The sequence below is a fragment of the Nonomuraea insulae genome (assembly GCF_042656245.1).
This window is the reverse complement of record NZ_JBHSPA010000073.1, coordinates 124,448-143,630: the sequence shown is the minus strand read 5'-3', so window position 1 is coordinate 143,630 and position 19,183 is coordinate 124,448. Positions and strand designations below refer to the sequence as shown.

The following is a 19,183-nucleotide window of genomic DNA, read 5'->3' as shown; positions in this document are numbered from 1 at the left end:
CGGAGGTCGAGAGGCCGAGTCTGCCGTCGGCCAGCACCGAGGGGCCGGCGTAGGAGTATGCCTGAACTGCGGATGTCATGCCCCGAACCATAGAGATGATCACTGACACAATCGGGCCGGTACGTAAACCATCCGATGTGCGACATGCAGTGCGAAACCACAATGTGTCCGGTGCTCACCGTCGATCTGGCCCGCGTCGCCTTCGCCCGCTTCGCCGTGCGGGAAAGCTCCGGAGTGTGGATCGGCGAGGAACGAGCGATCGGCTTCGCCGCCACCCAGCTCGTGCCGTCGTGGACGGCGCGTACCCCGCCCGGCTCCTGGATCGAGATCGAGCTGCGCGCCAGGACCGCCTCCGGCGACCTCACCAAGTGGTACGTCATGGGCCGCTGGTCCGAACACGGCGAGCCGCGTACCTCGGTGCCCGGCCAGGGCGACGAGGATGGGGACGTGGCGGTGGACACCTTCGTGGCCAGGCGGCCGGTGGTGGCCTACCAGGTGCGGGTGACCCGGCACGGCGAGGGCGCCCGCGTGACCGGTCTGGGCGTGATGGCCTCGGCGCTCCCCCAGCGCCCGCCCGAGCCGAGCCCGCCGGGGACCGGCGGCGCGGTGGAGCTGGCCGTGCCCCGGCACTCGCAGCACGCGCACGCCGGGCATCATCCGCGTTACGACGGCGGGGGCGCCAACTGGTGCAGCCCGGCCTCGGTGGCCATGGTGCTGGGGTTCTGGGGGCGCGGACCGGTGGCCGGCGAGCTGGCGTGGGTGGGCGACGGCGATCCGGCGCCGGTGGTGGATCACGCGGCGGCGGGCACGTACGACGAGAGCTACCAGGGCACCGGCAACTGGCCGTTCAGCGTGGCCTACGCGGGACGGTACGAGATGGCCGGGTTCGTCACGCGCCTGCGGTCGGCGGCGGAGCTGGAGCGGTTCGTCCGGGCCGGGATCCCGGTGATCACCTCGCAGTCGTTCAAGGCGCACGAGCTGCCCGGCTCCTGCTACACCACCAACGGCCACATCCTGGTCGTCACCGGCTTCACGGCCGGGGGCGACGTCGTGGTGAACGACCCCGCCGCGCCCACGGACGCCGAGGTCCGCCGGGTCTATCCACGGGCGGCGTTCGAGCACGTGTGGCTCAGGAGCTCGGGCAGCGGCGGCATCGCGTACGTCCTGCATCCGCCCGAGCTCCCTCTTCCTCCTTGTCCCGACGGCAATTGGTGAATTGATGAGCATTCGACCGATCGACGTGGCCCGTACCGACGGCGGCCCCCAGTGGGTGGAGGCGGTGGCCACGCCCTCCGGTGTCGAGGTGTGGTGGGACGAGCCGCGTCCCCACGAGGGCGGCAGGCGCTGCGTGGTGCGCCGCCTGCCGGACGGCTCCCGCGTCGACGCGCTCCCCTCGGGCTGGAACGCGCGCAACCGGGTCGTCGAGTACGGGGGCCGCTCCTGGCGCCCACTCCCCGCAGGGGGCCTGGTCTTCACGAACTGGGCCGACCAGCGCCTGTACCGGCTGGACGGGGCCGATCCGGTGGCGCTCACCCCGGAGGGCCCGTCGCGGTACGGCGACCTCTGTCTCCCGCCGGGCCGCGACGAGGTGTGGGCGGTCAGGGAGATCGACGACGTGCGCGACCTGGTGGCGGTGCCGCTGGACGGGGGCCCGGTCAGGGTCATCGCCAAAGCCCATCATTTCCTGATGAATCCCCGTATTTCGCCTGACGGCCGACATGTCGCTTGGATCGGCTGGGAGCACCCGAACATGCCGTGGGACGGCACCGAACTGTGCGTCGCCACGCTGGACGAGGACGGTGTGGCTGGGGCGTACGAGGTGGTCGCGGGCGGGCCGAGCGAGTCGGTGACGCAGTCCGAGTGGCGCGACGACACGAGCCTGTACGCGGTCACGGACCACACCGGCTGGTGGAACGTGCACCTCGTGCGTCTGGACGGCTCCCCCGCCCGCAACCTGACCCCGATGGAGCTGGAGTTCGGCACGGCGGCCTGGAAGCCGGGCCTGACCTGCTTCGCCGTCGCCGAGGACGGCCGCCTGGTCGTCGTCTACGGCACCGCCGACCACCGCCGCCTGGGTGTGCTCGACCCCGGGAGCGGCGAGCTGCGGGAGATCGGCGGGGCGGCCACCCACTGGTCCCCGACCGTCTCCGTCGCGGGCGGCAAGGCGGTGGCCGTGGGGGCGACGCCGTACACGCCGCTGGAGGTGACGCTGGTCGGCCTGGCCGACGGCGCGCACGAGGTGGTGTCGGCGCACAAGCCGCTGCCGGACCGCGCCCTGCTGCCCACGCCCGAGGCGATGACGATCGAGGGTGTGCACACGCACCTCTACCCGCCGAACGAGGCCCAGGGACCGGGGCCGTACGTGATCTTCGTGCACGGCGGCCCGACCGGGAACCTGCCGATCATGCTCGACCTCGAGATCGCGTACTTCACCAGCAGGGGCATCGGCGTGGCCGTGGTGAACTACGGTGGTTCGACCGGGTACGGCCGCGCCTACCGGGAACGGCTGCGCCACCAGTGGGGCGTGGTGGACGTGCACGACTGCGCCAGGGTGGCGCGCGGCCTGGTGGAGCTGGGCCGGGCCGACGCCGCCAAGCTCGCCATCCGGGGCGGCAGCGCGGGCGGCTGGACGACGGTGGCGGCGCTCGTCCACAGCGACGTGTTCGCGGGCGGCGTCGCGCACTTCGCGATCACCGACCCGGAGAGCTGGGCGGCCGAGACGCACGACTTCGAGTCCCGCTACCTCGACGGCCTGGTGGGCCCGCTGCCCGAGACGCGGCAGCGCTACACCGAACGCTCCCCGCTCCTGAACGCCTTCCGGGCCTCGGGCCCGTGCCTCATGCTGCACGGCCTGGAGGACGCGATCGTGGACGTCGGCCAGGCCGAGCGATTCACCGCCGAACTGGACAAACATGGCAAAGAGTGGGCTCTGCTCACCTTCCCCGGCGAGCAGCACGGCTGGCGCAGGGAGGAGACTATCGTCGCGGTGCTGGAGGCCGAGCTGGCCTTCTACGGGCTGATCTTCGACATGGAGACGCCCGGGGTGCCGCCTTTGACACTGAAGGGGAGAGCGTGAAGAGCGTTGCCGAGATCTGCTCGGATCTGATCAGGTTCGACACCACGAATCCGGGCTCCGGTGAGCGCCCGGCCGCCGAATACGTGGCCACGCTGCTGGCCGACGCGGGTCTTGAGCCGGTGGTGTTCGAGTCGGAGCCGAAGCGGACCACCGTCGTGGCCAGGATCGACGGCGACTCCCCCGACGCGCTGCTCATCCACGGCCACCTCGACGTGGTGCCCGCCGACCCGGCCGAGTGGCGGCTGCACCCGTTCTCCGGGGAGATCGTGGAGGGCTGCGTGTACGGGCGGGGCGCGGTCGACATGAAGGGCTCCTGCGCGATGACCCTGGCGACCGTGCTCGACCTGGCGGCGCGGGGGGTGCGGCCCAAGCGTGACCTGGTGCTGGCGTTCCTGGCCGACGAGGAGGCCACCGGCGACTACGGCTCGCGGCACGCGGTGAGCGAGCACCGGGAGCTGTTCGACGGCGTGACGGAGGCGATCAGCGAGTCGGGCGGGTTCAGCGTGGTCTCCGGCGAGCACCGGGTGTACCCGATCGCGGTGGGCGAGCGCGGGACCGCCTGGATGAAGCTGACCGCGCACGGCGTGGCCGGGCACGGATCCAGGCCGGCCGTCGACAACCCGGTCGCGACGCTGGTGCACGCGTTGTCGCGGGTGGCGGCCTACCAGTGGCCGATACGCCTGACGCCGTCGGTCGCCGCGCTCGTCCAGAGCCTGTCGGAGATCACCGGCCAGCCGATCGACCTCGACCGCCTGGACGCGGAGGCGGCCCGGCTCGGGCCGCTGGGCGGCCTGTTCAAGGGCCAGATCCGCAACTCGGCGAACCCGACGATGCTGAACGCCGGCTACAAGGTGAACGTGGTGCCCTCGACGGCCGAGGCGCACGTGGACGGGCGCTACCTGCCGGGCCTGCGGGAGGAGTTCCTGACCACCATCGACGAACTGCTCGGGCCGAAGATCACCCGCGAGTTCGTCAACCTGGAGGAGGCGCCCGCCGCGCCGTACCCGTCGGCGTTCTTCGACTCGCTCGCGGGCTCGCTCGTCGCCGAGGACCCCCTGGCCCGGCCGGTCCCGTACGTGATGGCGGGCGGCACGGACGCCAAGTCCTTCGCCAGGATCGGCATCAAGGGGTACGGGTTCGCGCCGCTCATGCTCCGGTCCGACCTCGACTACTTCGGGATGTTCCACGGGAAGGACGAGCGGGTGCCGGTCGAGGGCCTGGACTTCGGCACCCGCGTCCTCACCCGCCTCCTCACGTAACCCGCCCGTCCGGCCCGCGCCCCCGACCGAGCACCGGCCGAACGTCACGCGGCCGAACGTCACGCGGCCGGACGTGTGGGCGGGCCGAACCACGTGGTGAGCGCGTCGCCCGCCCCGTCCAGGTCCCCCGCCCACGCGACGTAACCGTCGGGCCGCACCAGCAGGGCGCTCGCCCCGCCGAACTCCGCGCCGGTGGCGGCCCACGCCGGCCCCACCCGGTCGCGGTGCCCCGCCAGGACGGCCCCGAGATCGCCCGCCCGGTCAAGGCCGACAAGCAGCCCGCGACCGTCCCGCGACAACTCGGCCATCCCGGTCACGGCCATCCCGGTCACGGCCATCCCGGTCACGGCCATCCCGGTCACGGCCGTCCCCGTCACGGCCGTCCCCGTCACGGCCGTCCCCGTCACGGCCGTCCCCGTCACGGCCGTCCCCGTCACGGCCGTCCCCGTCACGGCCGTCCCCGTCACGGCCGTCCCCGTCACGGCCGTCGCCGGTACGAACCGCCCGACCAGGGGGTTGGCCGAGCCGGGCGCGTAATCCGTCTCCGTCCCGTCCACCATCCCCGCGAAGTGCCGCCGCGCCTCCTCCAGCCCCAGCACCTCCGCCAGCACCTCCCGCAACGCGTCCACCTGCGCCCCCGGCCGCATCAGCGCGACCTGCGCCCGCGTGTTCCGCAGCACCCTGGCGGCCACCGGATGCCGTTCGGAGGTGTAGCCGTCGAGCAGGCTCTCGGGCGCGAGCCCCCGCACCACCAGCCCCAGCCTCCACCCCAGGTTGACCGCGTCCTGCAGCCCCAGGTTGAGCCCCTGGCCGCCGAGGGGCGAGTGCACGTGCGCCGCGTCCCCCGCCAGCAACATCCGCCCCTCCTGGTACGTACGCGCGTGCCGGGTGTTGTCGCTGTAGCGGATCCCGGTCTCCATCCGTTCGACGACCACGTCGCGCCCGCTCACCCGCCGCAGGCTGTCCTGCAGCTCGGCGGCCGTCATCGGCGCGTCCCTGTCGCCGGGCCCCCCGTCGAACTCGAGGGTGGCGATCTCCCCCGGCACCAGCGACAGGGTCACCAGCCCGCCGGGGGAGCGCAGCGACGAGGCGATCATGCCGGGATCGGCCAGCGTGGCCACGGCGGTCCGCCCGGTCATGGTGGCCGGTGTGCCGTCGAACGCGATCCCGGTCCGTTTGCGCACCAGACTCCGCCCGCCATCGCACCCCACCAGGTACGCCCCGCGCACGGCACGCCCGTCGGCGAGGGTGGCCACGGCGCCGGTGGAGTCCTGCGTGACGTCCGTGACCGTGCATCCGTGCCAGATCCGCACCCCCATCCCGGCCGCGTGCTCGGCCAGGATGGCCTCCAGCCGGTGCTGCTTCAGCATGAGGTACTCGGCGCCGCCGCCCTCCTCCGTCAGCGGCAGCCCGCTGAAGTGACCTCTGACCTGCCCTTTCCGCAGCAGCTCGATCATGTGGGCGATCACGTCGGCCCCGGCCGGTTCGCGGCGGCCGGCCAGCCCCTCGAGCATCTCCCACTGCTCCCGCTCCACCAGCTCGACCAGCCCGCGCAGGGCCAGCGACTGCACGGTGCGCGCGCTGAGCGAGCGCAGCCCGAGGCTGCGCGTCCTGCGCTCCTCGCCGGCGGCCGCCTCCAGGACCAGCGGGTCCGCCCCGGCCAGTTTGAGCTCGCACGCCAGCAGCAGGCCCACGGGCCCGCCACCGACGATGATCACGTCGTTCATCGTCCCCCCTACTTACAGCGTATGCTTACGTCGTAAGTAGAGCACATACACCGTAAGCTTTGTCAATGGGAGAGGGGCGAGAGGAGCACCGAATGACCCGGCGCGAGCCGCTGAACAGGGAGAAGGTCCTCGACGCGGCCTTGGCGCTGGCCGACGAGGAGGGCCTGGAGGGCCTGTCGATGCGGCGGCTGGCCAAGATTCTCGGCGTGGAGGCGATGTCGCTCTACAACCACGTCTCGAACAAGGCCGACCTGCTCGACGGGATCGCCGAGCGGGTGTTCGCCCAGGTCGAGCGGCCGGATCCGGAGCTGCCGTGGCGGGAGCAGGTGCGGGCGGTGGCGCTGAACATGTACCGGGCGTTCCTGCGCCATCCGGTGGTGCCGCTCGCGCTGGTCACCGACCGGTCGAACCCGACCTCCGTACGCGCTCTGGAGCCGCTCGACGCGCTGCTCGGGGCGCTGTTCGCGGCCGGGTTCGACGAGGCGGGAGCCTGGCGGGCGCTGAGCGCGGTGAACGGCCTGGTGTTCGGCACGCTGCTGATGTCCACCGGCGGGTTCTCCGAGGCCGACAAGAGCGGCGCCAGGGACACGAGCGCGTACGTCACGAGGGTGGATCCGGTGGCGCTGCCGCACTTCAGCAGGGCGCTGAGCGGCGCGCAGGACAGCGTGGACGTGGAGGCCGACTTCCTGTGGGCTCTCGACGTGCTGATTCGCGGGCTCGATTAGTGGAACAAATCATTCCGTTCTGATAGAGTGAAGACACTGAACGGGAAGGGACTTCGCTCATGAACGACATCAAAAGTGGCTGGGATGTTCTCGACGCCGCGCACCAGGCGCTGCGCACGGCCGCGGGAGACATCCCGCGCGACGGATGGGGCCTGCCGACGCCCTGCGCGAACTGGAGCGTCGCCCAGGTCTTCCAGCACGCCGTGGGCGACCAGCTCGGATTCGCCTCCGCGCTGACCGGCGAGCCCGGGCCCGCGTACAACCCGTTCGAGCCCACGGGCGAGCTCGACGGGGACCCGATGGAGGTCCTGCAGGACGCGCTGTCCCGCTCGGCCAGGGCGTGGGCCGATGTGGACCGGGAGGCCGCCGAGGTGCCGACGCCGGTGCCGCCGCACAAGATGTCGCCCTGGTCGGGCTCGACGGCGTGCGCGCTGGACGCGGGCGTGCACGCCTGGGACCTCGCCATCGCGACGGGCCGGCCCTCGCCGCTCACGCCGGAGCTGGCCCGGCCGCTGCTCAAGGTCGCCAGGGAGATCGTCGAGCCGCTGCGGGCCTGGGGCGCGTACGCGCCGGCGCTGGAGCCGCAGGAGGGCGACGACGACGTGGCCGCCCTCCTGCGCTACCTGGGCCGCGACCCGCGGCACGCCTGACGGGCCTCAGCCGGGGCGGCGCAGGGTGCGCCGCACGGCCAGCCCGCCGAGGGCCGCCGAGGCGAGCGTGAGGATGGCCGCCTCGGTCCACTGGAAGCGCCAGAACCGGGACGGCGGGTGGTAGTAGACCGCATACCGGTAGCCCTTGCCGAACAGGCACGCCTGCCACACCTCGGCGTTCCTGTTGCTCTGCCCGGCATCCACCCGGCGGGGGCAGCCGGTGCCGGCCGGCTCGGCGATCTCCCGCCCGAACGGGTCCACCCAGGTCGCGCTCACCAGCCGGATGTCGGGATCGTCCAGCACCACCGTGCCGGACAGCTCGGTGCGGGCCGGTTCGGCGTACTGGTCGCTGACGGCGAACAATACGAACATCGTCGCCGCCACCCCGGCCACGACCAGCGCCATCGCGGGCAGCGTCCGCCGGAACAGGGTGCCGGCCGCCGTGCCGAGCATGAACGCGTACAACCACCACACCGCCGGCGCCACTCCGACCATGTTGAACACGCCGATGTTGCCGAAGGAGGAATCGATCCCCGTCCGGAACACCGGCCGCCACAGACTCACCATCAGCGACAGCAGCAGCCCGCCCGCCACCACCGCGCCACCCAGCACCGACAACTTGACCATCAGCCACCGCCCCACGGGCACGGACTGGGTCCAGGCCAGGCGGTGGGTGCCGCGCTCATACTCGCGGCCGAGCAGCGGCGCCCCCCAGAACGCGCCGACCAGCGCTGGCAGCACCAGCGGCATCCAGCCGAACACCGAGTAGACCGCGTCGTAGCGCCGCCCGAGCGCCACGTCCAGCTCGCCGCACGCCACGGCGGGCCCGGGACAGCCGGGCGGGGCGTGCTCGGCCACGTACACCCCGGCCTCCACCGCCGAGCCCAGCAGCAGCAACCCCAGCAGCGCCAGGAAACCCGCCGTCAGCAGGATCTGCGCGCGATGCTGACGCCACGTCACCCAGATCACGCGCCCACCCCCGTCAACCCGGGCAGCGCCGCCGACTCGGGGCTGCGCAGGTAGCCCATGACGAGCTCCTCCAGCCCGGGCCGCCGCGCCCGCCAGCGCGGGTCGGCCGGCGGCGCGCCCCTGACCAGCATGCTGACCTGCCTGCCGGTACGGTTCGCGCCCACCACGTGCGTGCCCGCCGCCGACGCCCCGTCCGGCCCGGTCAGCACCAGATGCCCCTCCAGCAGCTCCTCGATGTCGCCGCTGACCTGCAACCGCCCGCCGTTCAGCACCACCAGCCAGTCACACGTCTCCTCCAGATCGGAGACGACGTGCGAGGACAGCAGCACGCTCAGCTCCCGCCCGGCCACCTCCGCCATGATCGAACGCATCACGTCATGGCGAGCGAGCGGGTCGAGGTTGGCCAGCGGCTCATCCAGCACCAGCAGATCGGGCCGGCAGGCCAGCGCCAGCGTGACCGCCACCTGCGCCCGCTGCCCGCCCGACAGCCCGCCCACCTTCCGCCCCAGCGCGATGCCCAGCCCTTCGAGCCGGTCCGTGGCGATCGCCTCATCCCAGCGGGCGTTCATCCGGCGCCCGAACCCGAGCATCTCGGCAACGGTGAAACCCTCGTACAGGGGCTTGTCCTGCGCCACGAACGCCGCCGCGCCGGCCAGCCGGACGCTGCCCCGCGCCGGCCGCAACAGGCCCACGGCCGCGTGCATCAGCGTGGTCTTACCCGCCCCGTTCGGCCCGACCAGCGCCGCCACCCGCCCCCCGGGCACCGCCAACGAACAGTCCCGCAACGCCCACGTCCGGCCATAGCGCACCCCCAGCCCGGTCACCTCCAGCGCCGCGCTCACGCCACACCCTCCTTCGCCACATCGGCCAGCACCACCGCGATCAACGCCCGCAGATCCTCCTGATCGAGCCCCGCCGCGCGAGCCTCACGCACCCACCCCTCCAAACCGCGCCGCAGCCGGCTGTGATCGGCCAGCGTCGCCCCCGCGATGCCCTGCCTGACGAACGTCCCCATCCCCGGCCGCCCCTCCACCAGCCCCTCCCGCTCCAGCTCCCGATAAGCCTTGAGCACGGTATTGGGATTGATGGCCAGCCTCTCCACCACCTCACGGGCCGTCGGCAACTGATCACCAGAGCGCAACGTGCCCAGCCTGAGCGCCTGTCTGACCTGGTGAACGAGCTGCAGATACGTCGAAACGCCCGAGCCGCGATCCAGGTTGAACTCGATCAACCAAAACACCCTTCCACTATTCGAATAGTGAAAGGGTGTTGGAAGCGGCCGCCGCTTGTCAAACCGCCGTGTTCACGCGAACTTGGTCTTGGGCCGCTCCTGCAGCTCGCCGTCCACGTAGACGTCGAGTTTCTCGTCGTAGAACGCGATCAGCCCCGCCACCTTCTCGCTCTCCGGCAGCGGCGTGCGGTAGGACCAGGCCAGATCCTTCTTGCCGTTGACCGTCCAGTATTCGGCCGTCCCCTTGTACGGGCAGTGGGTGACGGTGTCGGTGTGCTCCAGCAGGTCGAGCCGCACGTCGGTCTTCGGCAGGTAGTAGCGGGCGGGCAGGCCCGTCTCGAAGATGATGCGCGGGCCGCGCGAGTCGGCCACGGTGACTCCGTCCACCTCGATCCGCACGTGCCGCGAACTGGCCAGGATGTCGACTCTCGTGTACGGGTCGCGCGGGTGGAAGAACACCTCCTCGTCCTCCTCGAACCAGGCGTCCATGGCGTCCCACTCGAACCGGACATGCCCCCGGATCTGCTCCAGCGGCGAGTCCGGATAGGCCAGCGCGGCGTCGGCGGCCTCCGCGGTGCCCGAGGTGACCGTGTACACCACGGCGTCGCCCCTGCTCGGGGAGTGCTTGGTGGCTCCGGTCGCCTTGAGCGCGGCGTCGTCCACGTCGTCGAGCGGGAAGTAGTAGGCGGGGTAGTACGGGGACTCCCACACCAGCAGGGCGGAGGTGGTGTCGGCCACCACCCGGCCGCCGAGGTAGGTCCTCACACGCTTGGCCGTGTGCTCCACTCGCACCCGGCCGCGGTTCGTGGCATCCATGTTCGCGGCAACCCCACCGGCGAGCCCGCTATTCCACCGTTGTCGTCAGCCCACGCCGAACGCGCTCAGGGTGGCCCACGTCGTCAGCGTCCCGACCACGGCACCGGCGCCGACCTGCGCCCACGTGTGATGCGCGAGACGTACCCTCGCCCAGCACACCAGCGCCACGACGGCGGCCCCGACGAGCGCGGCCGGCCACACGGGCAGGACATGCGCGAGCACCACGACCGTGCCCGCGCAGACCGCGGCGTGGAAGGAGATCTTCCAGCGCAGGGTGATCGGCACGGTCACGGCCAGCGCGACCAGCATCGCCGTCACGGTGGCGACGAGCAACGTCGGCGCCCCCATCACCACCAGCAACGCCAGCGCCACCAGCACCGCCGCCACGGCGGCGAGCAGGGGTCCGGTGCGGCGGGCGCGGTCCACGATGTGATGCGAGTCCAGCCGCCCAGAACGCACCCCGAGCGCGATCACCGCCGCCGGCACTCCCCCGCAGAACGCCGACGCCACCAGCCCCCAGGCCGCCCCGCTCCAGCCTTGCGCGAGCAGGCCGACGACCGGCGGCATGACGATCACCAGCACCTGCGGTGCCAGCACGTTCGTCACCCGCTTCGCCACCAGGTCGGCCGTCATGTCACGAAAGATTACGCGATCATGGCCGCCCCCTACCCCACCGCCCCCACCTCACCCCTGCCCCCACGCGGAGCACTGCGCACATCGCGCCCCCATCGCACCGGCGCGGCGTCCCAAGGGCCACGCAGGTGACGGGCACACAGCACGACCCCTGAGCTCCGGGCACCTCCACACACCACCCGCGCCAGAGGCCGAGGGGTTGTCGTTGCGCGGCGGACCGCACACTGTCGCCGCAAGCGACGCGACCTGCGCCCCTGCGTGGGGCAGCATGCGTGGGGCTGGGCGCAGGACGGCACGCGGCCAGGCACAGGACAGCACGTGGCTGGGCGCGAAGTGGCGCGTGCCGGGCGTGTCGTGCCGGATGGATCGCCCCACGCCGGATCGTCTCAGGCAGCGTGCCGGATCGCCTCTGGCGAGCGCGCCGGATCACCCCACGCCGGACCGCCTCTGGCGAGTGTGCCGGGCGGGGCCGGGTCAGGGTTTGCCGGCGGCGTTCACGATGCGGGTGGTCGAGCGGTCCGGGATGGCGTCCAGTTCCCAGCACTCCGCCCCCAGGATCGCCGCCGCCGCGGCGCGGGCCCCCGCGTGGGGGTCGCCTGCCGTGTGGGCGAGCGCCGCTGGATGCATCGGGGCCAGGAGGTCGATGTAGTCCTCAGGCCCGTGTGCCTCCGATGGACCGGTGACGATGAAGACGCCCATGACGAAACGGAGCGCGGCCAGCACTTCGGCACGCTCCGCCGACGGGTTGAACGGGCGGGTCGGCCCCTTCCAGGCACGCACGCGCGGATCGTCCTCGACACCCACGACGAGCGGCAGGCCGCGATCGGCGACGGCGCCGAGGTAGCGGACATGGCCCACGTGCAGGATGTCGAAGACGCCGGTCACGACCGCCGCCCCCGGCCGTTCGTACGGCTGCACCCAGACGGCCTCCAGGCTGCTCACACGACCTCCTGCTCCCCCACGGGCCTAGACGACTCGTCGATCGCAGCGTACTCGGTCGGCGTGCGGGCTCGCGCAGGCGACCTTGGGAAAGGGCATTCCTACCTTTTCGCGATAATCTCCGACCCACCCCTGGCGCGTCTCATTAGGTCACCGAAATCTGGGGGAGGTCGCCGTGGCATCGCCGGACTCACACCACGCTGATGAGGACGATCAACCCGGCCCCGGCGATCTCGTGGCCCGGCTGTCTGGGATTCCGTCCCAGGTGTCCAGGGCCAGGGAGCTCGTCACGGCGGCGCTCGGCCGCGACGACCCGCTGTACGACGACGTCGCGCTGCTCACCAGCGAGTTGGCCACGAACGCGATCCTGCACACCAGGTCGGGCTCTGGAGGGTCGTTCACGGTGAGCGTGACCAGTTCGGCTACGGGGGTGCGGGTGTTCGTGGCGGACGGCGGGTCGGACGGGCCGCCGTGCGTGTGCCGTACGAGCATGCAGTCCACAGGCGGACGCGGCCTGCCGTTGATCGAGGCGCTCAGCCACCGCTGGGGCTTCACCCGCGAGGCCGGCTCCACGACGGTCTGGTTCGAACTGCTACGGGCCCGGGTGCCCGCCGAAGTCGCCGTCTAAGCCCCGTCAGGCCCATCCGGTACGGGCGCCGTCCAACCTCCATCAGGCCCATCCGCCGAAGTCGCCGTCCCATCCCGATCGAGCCCATCCGGTACGGGCGGGGCCTCGCATGCCCGTAGCCGACGCCGCAGGTGGGCCCGCTCGGGTTCGGTCCCGGCGCAGGCGAGCGCCTCCCGGTAGGCGTCCGCGGCCTCGCCCAGGCGGCCGAGCCGTTGGAGCAGGTCGGCCCGCGCCGTCGCGTACGGGTGGTAGCCGCGCAACCGAGGCTCCCCGGCCAGCGAGTCCAGCAGCGCCAGCCCGGCCTCTGGCCCGTCGCGCATGGCCACCGCCACGGCCCGGTTGAGCGCGATCACGGGCGACGGCGCGAGGACGAGCAGCACGTCGTACAGCGCCACGATCTGCGGCCAGTCGGTGGTCGCGACGTCGGCGGCCTCGTCGTGCAGGGCGGAGATGGCGGCCTGCACGCCGTAGAGCCCGGGCGGGCCGCCGGTGAGCGCGACGACGACCAGCCCCTGCCCTTCCTCGATCATCGCCGGATCCCAGCGCCGCCGATCCTGATCGTCCAGCAGCACCAGCTCCCCGTCAGGCCCGATCCTGGCCGCGCGCCGGGCATGGACGAGCAGCATCAGCCCGAGCAGCCCCGCGACCTCCCGCTCTCCCGGCAGCAGCCGGCGCAGGATCCTGGCCAGCCGGACGGCCTCCTCGGCCAGCTCCAGCCGTTGCAGGTCGGGGCCGGAACTGGCGGCGTACCCCTCGGTGAAAATCGAGTAGATCACCTGGAGCACGCCGGGCAGCCGCGACGGCAACTCGTCCGCGCCCGGCACCCGGAACGGGATGCGCGCCTCGCGGATCTTCTTCTTGGCCCGCACGATGCGCTTGGCCATGGTGGCCGTCGGGAGCAGGAACGCCCGCGCGACCTCCGGCGTGGTCAGCCCGGCCAGGCAGCGCAACGTCAGCGCCACCCGGTCCTCGGCGGGCAGGGCGGGGTGGGCGCAGGTGAAGAAGAGCTGCAGCCGCTCGTCTGGCAGCTCGCCGTCGGCGTCCGCGGCCGGCGCGGGCCCCGCGCGGTCGGCCTCCACCTGCAGGACGGCGAGGCGGGCGGCGTACGCGCGGTCGCGCCGCAGCCGGTCCACGGCCCGCCGCCGCGCCGTCGTCATCAGCCAGGCCCCCGGCTTCGGCGGCACGCCGGAGACCGGCCAGTGGACCAGCGCCGCCTCGATCGCCTCCGAGGCGACCTCCTCGGCCAGGTCCAGATCGCCGAAGCGGCGGACCAGGGCCGCCAGGAGCCGGCCCCGCTCCTCACGGAAGATCGCCTCCACGGAGGCCCCGGCGTCGGGCGTCTGGCCGGTCATCGGCTCAGAACTCGGCCACGGGCCGCACCACGATGGACCCGCCGCCGCGCGCCCCCGGGCAGCGGGCCGCCCAGTCGAGCGCGACGTCGAGGTCCGGCACGTCGATGACGTAGTAGCCGCCGAGAACCTCCCGCGTCTCGGCGAACGGCCCGTCGGTGACGGTACGCTCCCCCTCCGGCCCCACCCGCACGACGGTGGCGGTGGTCAGGTCGGCCAGCGAGTGCCCGGACACGTGGATGCCCGACTCCCTCACGGTCTTGTCGTAGGCCATCCAGTCCTCGAACGAGCCCATCTCCCCGCTCTCCTCACCGGCGGCGGGACTGTTGATGAGCAACATGTACTTCATGGCCGATCTCCTGTCTTCGTGGTGCGGCGCCGTTCGCCGCGTCCCTATGTCTACGAACGGGACGAACGCGGAAGGACACACCCCTCAGAAAACTTCTTACCGGCCAAGGCCAAGGTCAGACAAACAGCCAGACCGGCGCGCCCGGCTCCCGATGGGCGAAGAGCGGGGGCCGGTCAGGAGGAGGTTCACTGATCGGGACATCATAGGCTGGCCTCATGGGAATGGTCGGGACGGTCGGGCTGGTGCTGCATCCTCAGCGCGACTCCAAGAAGGCGATCGACACCATCCTGCGGTGGGCCGGGGACAAGGGCGCGACGGTGCTCGGGCTGCCGGAAGAGGTGGGGCGGATCGACTGCACCGCCGTTCCCGTGGACGCGACCACGCTGGTGGAGCGGGCCGACCTGGTGGTGGGGCTGGGCGGTGACGGGACGATGCTGCGTACCATGCGGCTGCTGGCCGGGCGGCCGACGCCCATCCTGGGGGTGAACCTCGGGCGGCTCGGGTTCCTCGCGGAGATCAACGTGGAGGAGCTGGCGCAGACGTTGTCGGCGATCGACGGGCACGCGTACTCGATCGAGCCGCGCATGGCGATCCGCAGCGTGGTGGCGGGGGTGGACGTGACGGCGTTCAACGACATCGCGCTCGTCCGGATCCCCGGTGACGGGCTGGCCGCCATCTCCGTCACCCCGTCCGGGAGCCCTTTCGTCCGGTACGCCGCCGACGCCGTCATCGTGGCCACCTCCACCGGATCCACGGCCTACAGCTTCTCCGCGGGAGGGCCGATCGTCTCGCCCCGGGTGGAGGCCGTGCTGGTCGTGCCCGCCGCCGCGCACTCGTCCTTCAACCGGGCCCTGGTGCTGCCCGCGGACGAGGAGGTGACCCTCCAGGTGCTGCCCACCAGCGGGCGGCTGGCGGTGGAGGTCGACGGGGCCGTGGTCGGGCACCTGTGCCCCGGTGACAGTGTCACGGTGGCGGCCTGGCCGGGGGCGGCCAATGTGGTGCGGCTGGGCACGACGTTCTACGAACGCGCCCGGCGCAAGCTCCGCGTGGACGGCAGCGCCGAGGTCGACTGACCCGCCCGATGCGTCAGGCGCCCGCGCGGCGACGGTGACGCGCCGGACGCTCGGACGGCGTTTCCCGACGAGCCGGCCCGTCGGAGCGGGGCTGCGTTTCCCGATGTGACGGCTCGTCGGAGCGAGGTTGCGGTTCCCGACGCGGCGAATCGTCGGAGCGGAGCTGCGGTTCACGACGAGACGGCCCGTCGGAGCGGGTCTGCGGCGTGAAGAGGTCGTCGTGCTGGGTTCGCGGGGTGAAGAAGTCGTCGTGGTCGTTCTGGGGGGCGAAGAAGTCCTCACCCTCGTCCCTGCGGACGGCGGTGCCGCGCCGCCGGGACGAGGGTTCCCCACGGCGGGCGGGGGGCTCGGGACGTGGGGAATCGGTGGCGTCGCGGTGGCGGGAGGCCGTCAGGGCGGCCAGGGCCGTGGTGATGGGGACGGCGGCGATGAGGCCGAGGGTGCCGACGATGCTGCGGACGATCTCCTGCGCGATGACCGGCGTCGTCATCACCTCCCCCAGAGGCTGCTCACCGATGCTGAACAGCAGCAGCAACGGCAGCGACGCCCCCGCGTACGCCAGGATGATCGTGTTGATCACGGAGGCGATGTGCGCGCGCCCGATGCGGCCCGCCGCACGGTAGAGGCGGGCGAAGCCGTAGGACGGGTTGGCGTGGGCGAGTTCGGCGACCGTCACCGCCTGGGTGACCGTGACGTCGTCGAGCACCCCGAGCGCGCCGATGATGATGCTGGCCAGCAGCAGCCCCTGCGTGTCGATGGACAGGCTCATGTCCAGCATGAGCGCGCTGTCGTCGGTGATGCCGTTGAGCCGGGCGAACCCCAGCGCCCCGTACGACAGCAGCCCGGTCAGCGTCAGGCTGGCCAGCGTGCCCAGGACGGCCACGGATGTGGACAACGAGAAGCCGTGCGTGAGGTAGAGCACCGCGAGCATGATCGCCGCGGCCCCCACGATGGCCACCAGCATGGGTGGCCGGCCCTCCAGAATGCCGGGGATGACGAACGTCAGCAGCAGCACGAACGTCACCGCCAGCCCCACGAGCGCCGTCACCCCGCGCCAGCGTCCGAAGGCGATCACCGCCAGCGCGAACGCCGCCCCGAACAACCACAGAGGCATCGACCGGTCATGATCGGAGATCTGGTAGGCCCCGTCCGCCCCTCGCAGCAGGATGACGTCGTCGTCCACGCCGAAGTGCTGCGACCCGGGGCCGCTCGGCAGCCGCAGCTCGATGTCCTTGCCCAGGTCGGGACCGTCCCCGACCTTGACGACGGCGTTGCCGCAGGTGGCCGGGTCGGGCTTGGGCGAGCCCTCGGGGACGGCCTGGCAGCGCTTGAGCGTGACGCTGACGACCGTGCCGGTGAGCCGCTCGACGCCGGACTGCGGCGCGGCGGCGGGCCTGCCCTCCGGCCAGAGCCACACCAGCGCGGCCAGGGTGACGATCGCCAGCGGCACCAGGACGGCCAGGCCGGCCACCAGCGTGCGCCGCGAGCCGGGTACGGGTGTGCCGTGGACGTGGTTGGCGCCCATAGCGTGAAAGGTCCTCCTCGGAGGATGAGACGCGGCTGACGAAACAGGACAGTACTGCACCCGGCTCCACTGGGTAGTGCCAACGGCATGACGTGGCTGGTGGGCACCTCCGGATGGCAGTACGGGGACTGGCGGGGGGTCCTGTATCCGGAGGGTGTGCCGCAGCGGCTGTGGCTGGAGACGTACGCGGCCGAGTTCGCCACCGTCGAGAGCAACAACGCCTTCTACCGCCTGCCCAGCCCCGAGTCGTTCGCGGCCTGGCGGGATCGTACGCCGCCGGGGTTCGTGATGGCGGTCAAGGCCAGCAGGTTCCTCACCCACGTCAAGCGCCTGGCCGAGCCGGAGGAGCCGGTCGCCCGCCTGGTGGGCGCCGCCGCGGAGCTGAAGGACAAGCTCGGCCCGATCCTGTTGCAGCTCCCGCCGACCTTGAAGGCCGACCCCGGCAGGCTCGACCGGTGCCTGGGCTGCTTCCCCGGCGGGGTCAGGGTGGCCGTGGAGCCGCGGCACGACTCCTGGTGGACCGAGGAGGTGCGCCAGATCCTCATCGCGCGGGCCGCCGCGCTGTGCTGGGCGGATCGGCTGAGCCGGCCGCAGGGGCCGTTCTGGCGTACCGCCGACTGGGGGTACGTGCGCCTGCACCAGGGGCGGGTGAACTTCGCGTACGGCGAGAGCGCGCTGCGGACGTGGGCGGGCAGGGTGCGCGATGCGGGCTGGCGGGACGCCTGCGTCTACTTCAACAACGATCCAGGAGGGGCGGCTGTGCGTAACGCGAGACGATTTGCCAGACTCCTCTAGTGCACACGCGTCTGTACCGGAACGGTGTCCTCGAAAAGGAAGGCTTCCCTGTCGAGGAGGTTTCCGACTATGTGGACGATCCGGACAACATCGTCTGGTTCGACCTGTGTTCTCCTTCGCCCGACGACCTCGGGGTGATCAGCGAGGAGCTCGGGCTGCACGAACTGGCGGTCGAGGACGTCCTGTCCGACCATCAACGGCCGAAGGTGGACGTCTACGACAACCACCTGTTCATCACCGTCTATGGGGTTCATTTCGACGGGGACCGGCTCGATCCCGTCGAGGTCAACGTCTTCGTCACCCAGAACGCCCTGGTCACCATCCGCGAGAACGACCACTTCGACATCGCCCAGGTGGTCAGGCGCTGGGACGCCGCCTCCCGCCTGGCCGGGCACGGCGTCACGTTCCTGCTGCACGGCCTGCTCGACTACGTGGTGGACAGCCAGTTCGACCTGGTGCAGGACCTCGACGGGCAGGCGGAGGCGCTGGAGGAGGCGCTGTTCGAGGACCAGGTGCGCAACGGCAAGGAGCTGCAGCGCGCCATGTACGTCCTGCGCAAGAAGACCACAAAGCTCCGCAAGATCACGATGCCGATGCGCGAGGTGATCGGCACGCTGCTCCGCCGCGACCAGGACCTCATCGCCGACCCGGTGATGAGGCCCTACTACGAGGACGTCTTCGACCACGTGCTGCGCGTGACCGAGTGGGTGGAGTCCATCCGCGACATGCTCGCCAACGTCCGCGAGACCCGCCTGGCCCAGCAGGGCTTCCGGCTCAACGAGATCATGAAGCGGGTCACGAGCTGGGCCGCGATCATCGCCGTGCCCACCATGATCACCGGCTACTACGGGCAGAACGTGCCCTATCCGGGGTCCGGGCAGCCCTGGGGGTTCTGGACCTCCTCGATCCTGGTGGCTCTGACGTCGGTGGCGCTGTACACGGTGTTCAAGAAGAAGGACTGGTTGTGAGCGCGGATTCCGCCGCCCGCGCGGAGCGCCGAAGGCGGCCCGTGTAGGGGAGGCGGCAGGGCTCGCCGCGGACCTCCGTGGTGAGCCGCAGCTTGAGCCGCACCTCGGCGGCCGCCGGGTAGAGGGGCAGGCAGCGGTCACCGGAGATCACGGTCCTGCGGCCGATCGAGGTGGTGAGCAGGGACAACTCCCCGTACGTGGCGGGCTCGGCCAGGCGCAGCAGCCACCCGCCGCCCGGCAGGCGGATGCGCTCGCCCTCCAGGTCGTAGTAGTCCAGCACGCCCTCGTTCAGCGAGAGCACCGCCCGCATGGTGAAACGGCCGCCCTCCACGGTGAAGACCTCCGCGGAGGGCGCGCGGTAGATCGAATGCACGTACCCGATCATGAACCGGCCCGCCACGACGGGCAGGCCGTTCACGGTCAGGCGGCCGGCGCCGGAGCCGGTGCCGAGCGCGGCCACCGCCGCGAGCG

Annotated in this window: 20 protein-coding genes; 9 read left to right on the top strand and 11 right to left on the bottom strand. The window is 71.9% G+C overall.

Translation table 11 applies throughout. The features are described 5' to 3' along the window. Positions 1-162: 162 nt before the first annotated feature. The 3 genes from ACFPZ3_RS50495 to ACFPZ3_RS50485 are packed head-to-tail and all read left to right on the top strand — an operon-like array spanning position 163 to position 4,335. Positions 163-1,215: a C39 family peptidase gene (locus tag ACFPZ3_RS50495; protein WP_379521584.1), complete on the top strand. Its 1,053-nt coding sequence runs from the start codon at positions 163-165 to the stop codon at positions 1,213-1,215. Between the two features lie 4 nt (positions 1,216-1,219). Further along, on the top strand, positions 1,220-3,076 hold the full coding sequence (locus ACFPZ3_RS50490) for a dipeptidyl-peptidase 5 (protein ID WP_379521583.1): 1,857 nt from the start codon (positions 1,220-1,222) through the stop codon (positions 3,074-3,076). Then, entirely contained in the window at positions 3,073-4,335 is a 1,263-nt protein-coding gene (locus ACFPZ3_RS50485) for a M20/M25/M40 family metallo-hydrolase (RefSeq protein WP_379521582.1), read from the top strand. The genes ACFPZ3_RS50490 and ACFPZ3_RS50485 overlap by 4 nt, the downstream gene beginning before the upstream one ends. Before the next feature lie 59 nt (positions 4,336-4,394). Here ACFPZ3_RS50485 and ACFPZ3_RS50480 read toward each other — a convergent pair whose 3' ends face one another. Next, positions 4,395-6,062: an FAD-dependent monooxygenase gene (locus tag ACFPZ3_RS50480; RefSeq protein ID WP_379521581.1), complete on the bottom strand. Its 1,668-nt coding sequence runs from the start codon at positions 6,060-6,062 to the stop codon at positions 4,395-4,397. A gap of 92 nt (positions 6,063-6,154) precedes the next feature. On the opposite strand from ACFPZ3_RS50480, the gene ACFPZ3_RS50475 reads away from it, so the two are divergent. Together ACFPZ3_RS50475 and ACFPZ3_RS50470 are read left to right on the top strand one after the other, a co-directional pair. Next, a complete protein-coding gene (locus tag ACFPZ3_RS50475; RefSeq protein WP_379521580.1) occupies positions 6,155-6,787 on the top strand; it encodes a TetR/AcrR family transcriptional regulator C-terminal domain-containing protein in 633 nt (210 codons plus the stop codon). A gap of 59 nt (positions 6,788-6,846) precedes the next feature. Next, positions 6,847-7,437 (top strand): TIGR03086 family metal-binding protein, encoded by a 591-nt coding sequence (locus tag ACFPZ3_RS50470; RefSeq protein WP_379521579.1) that lies wholly within the window; start codon positions 6,847-6,849, stop codon positions 7,435-7,437. Positions 7,438-7,443: 6 nt separating this feature from the next. Here the strand turns inward: ACFPZ3_RS50470 and ACFPZ3_RS50465 are convergent, their stop codons facing one another. The 6 genes from ACFPZ3_RS50465 to ACFPZ3_RS50440 form a co-directional block, all read right to left on the bottom strand. Then, positions 7,444-8,406 (bottom strand): hypothetical protein, encoded by a 963-nt coding sequence (locus ACFPZ3_RS50465; protein WP_379521578.1) that lies wholly within the window; start codon positions 8,404-8,406, stop codon positions 7,444-7,446. Beyond that, complete coding sequence (locus ACFPZ3_RS50460) at positions 8,403-9,248, bottom strand: ABC transporter ATP-binding protein (RefSeq protein WP_379521577.1); 846 nt, start codon at positions 9,246-9,248, stop codon at positions 8,403-8,405. Before ACFPZ3_RS50460 ends, ACFPZ3_RS50465 begins: the two co-directional genes overlap by 4 nt. Next, positions 9,245-9,646, bottom strand: coding sequence for a GntR family transcriptional regulator (locus ACFPZ3_RS50455; RefSeq protein WP_379521576.1), 402 nt, complete (start codon positions 9,644-9,646; stop codon positions 9,245-9,247). Before ACFPZ3_RS50455 ends, ACFPZ3_RS50460 begins: the two co-directional genes overlap by 4 nt. 63 nt (positions 9,647-9,709) lie before the next feature. Further along, positions 9,710-10,453 carry a DUF427 domain-containing protein gene (locus ACFPZ3_RS50450; RefSeq protein ID WP_379521575.1) on the bottom strand — a complete coding sequence of 248 codons (744 nt, stop codon included), beginning with the start codon at positions 10,451-10,453 and terminating at the stop codon, positions 9,710-9,712. 45 nt (positions 10,454-10,498) lie between these two features. Beyond that, complete coding sequence (locus ACFPZ3_RS50445; RefSeq protein ID WP_379521574.1) at positions 10,499-11,086, bottom strand: hypothetical protein; 588 nt, start codon at positions 11,084-11,086, stop codon at positions 10,499-10,501. Between the two features lie 474 nt (positions 11,087-11,560). Beyond that, positions 11,561-12,028 (bottom strand): adenylyltransferase/cytidyltransferase family protein, encoded by a 468-nt coding sequence (locus ACFPZ3_RS50440; RefSeq protein ID WP_379521573.1) that lies wholly within the window; start codon positions 12,026-12,028, stop codon positions 11,561-11,563. 172 nt (positions 12,029-12,200) lie between these two features. On the opposite strand from ACFPZ3_RS50440, the gene ACFPZ3_RS50435 reads away from it, so the two are divergent. Next, a complete protein-coding gene (locus tag ACFPZ3_RS50435; protein WP_379521572.1) occupies positions 12,201-12,653 on the top strand; it encodes an ATP-binding protein in 453 nt (150 codons plus the stop codon). Here ACFPZ3_RS50435 and ACFPZ3_RS50430 read toward each other — a convergent pair. Next, positions 12,650-14,005: an RNA polymerase sigma factor gene (locus tag ACFPZ3_RS50430; protein ID WP_379521571.1), complete on the bottom strand. Its 1,356-nt coding sequence runs from the start codon at positions 14,003-14,005 to the stop codon at positions 12,650-12,652. The two genes, ACFPZ3_RS50435 and ACFPZ3_RS50430, sit on opposite strands and share 4 nt — an antisense overlap. A gap of 4 nt (positions 14,006-14,009) precedes the next feature. Next, positions 14,010-14,351 (bottom strand): YciI family protein, encoded by a 342-nt coding sequence (locus tag ACFPZ3_RS50425; RefSeq protein ID WP_379521570.1) that lies wholly within the window; start codon positions 14,349-14,351, stop codon positions 14,010-14,012. 215 nt (positions 14,352-14,566) lie between these two features. Here ACFPZ3_RS50425 and ACFPZ3_RS50420 point away from each other — a divergent pair, with 215 nt between their 5' ends. Beyond that, entirely contained in the window at positions 14,567-15,424 is an 858-nt protein-coding gene (locus tag ACFPZ3_RS50420) for an NAD(+)/NADH kinase (protein ID WP_379521569.1), read from the top strand. Between the two features lie 13 nt (positions 15,425-15,437). Here ACFPZ3_RS50420 and ACFPZ3_RS50415 read toward each other — a convergent pair whose 3' ends face one another. Next, positions 15,438-16,949 (bottom strand): YibE/F family protein, encoded by a 1,512-nt coding sequence (locus ACFPZ3_RS50415; RefSeq protein ID WP_379521568.1) that lies wholly within the window; start codon positions 16,947-16,949, stop codon positions 15,438-15,440. Positions 16,950-17,036: 87 nt separating this feature from the next. Here ACFPZ3_RS50415 and ACFPZ3_RS50410 point away from each other — a divergent pair, with 87 nt between their 5' ends. Next, positions 17,037-17,744: a DUF72 domain-containing protein gene (locus ACFPZ3_RS50410; RefSeq protein WP_379521567.1), complete on the top strand. Its 708-nt coding sequence runs from the start codon at positions 17,037-17,039 to the stop codon at positions 17,742-17,744. Next, entirely contained in the window at positions 17,744-18,712 is a 969-nt protein-coding gene (locus tag ACFPZ3_RS50405) for a magnesium transporter CorA family protein (protein WP_379521566.1), read from the top strand. The genes ACFPZ3_RS50410 and ACFPZ3_RS50405 overlap by 1 nt, the downstream gene beginning before the upstream one ends. On the opposite strand, the gene ACFPZ3_RS50400 is transcribed toward ACFPZ3_RS50405, so the two are convergent. Continuing rightward, on the bottom strand, positions 18,690-19,172 hold the full coding sequence (locus ACFPZ3_RS50400; RefSeq protein ID WP_379521565.1) for a hypothetical protein: 483 nt from the start codon (positions 19,170-19,172) through the stop codon (positions 18,690-18,692). The two genes, ACFPZ3_RS50405 and ACFPZ3_RS50400, sit on opposite strands and share 23 nt — an antisense overlap. Between the last annotated feature and the right edge of the window lie 11 nt (positions 19,173-19,183).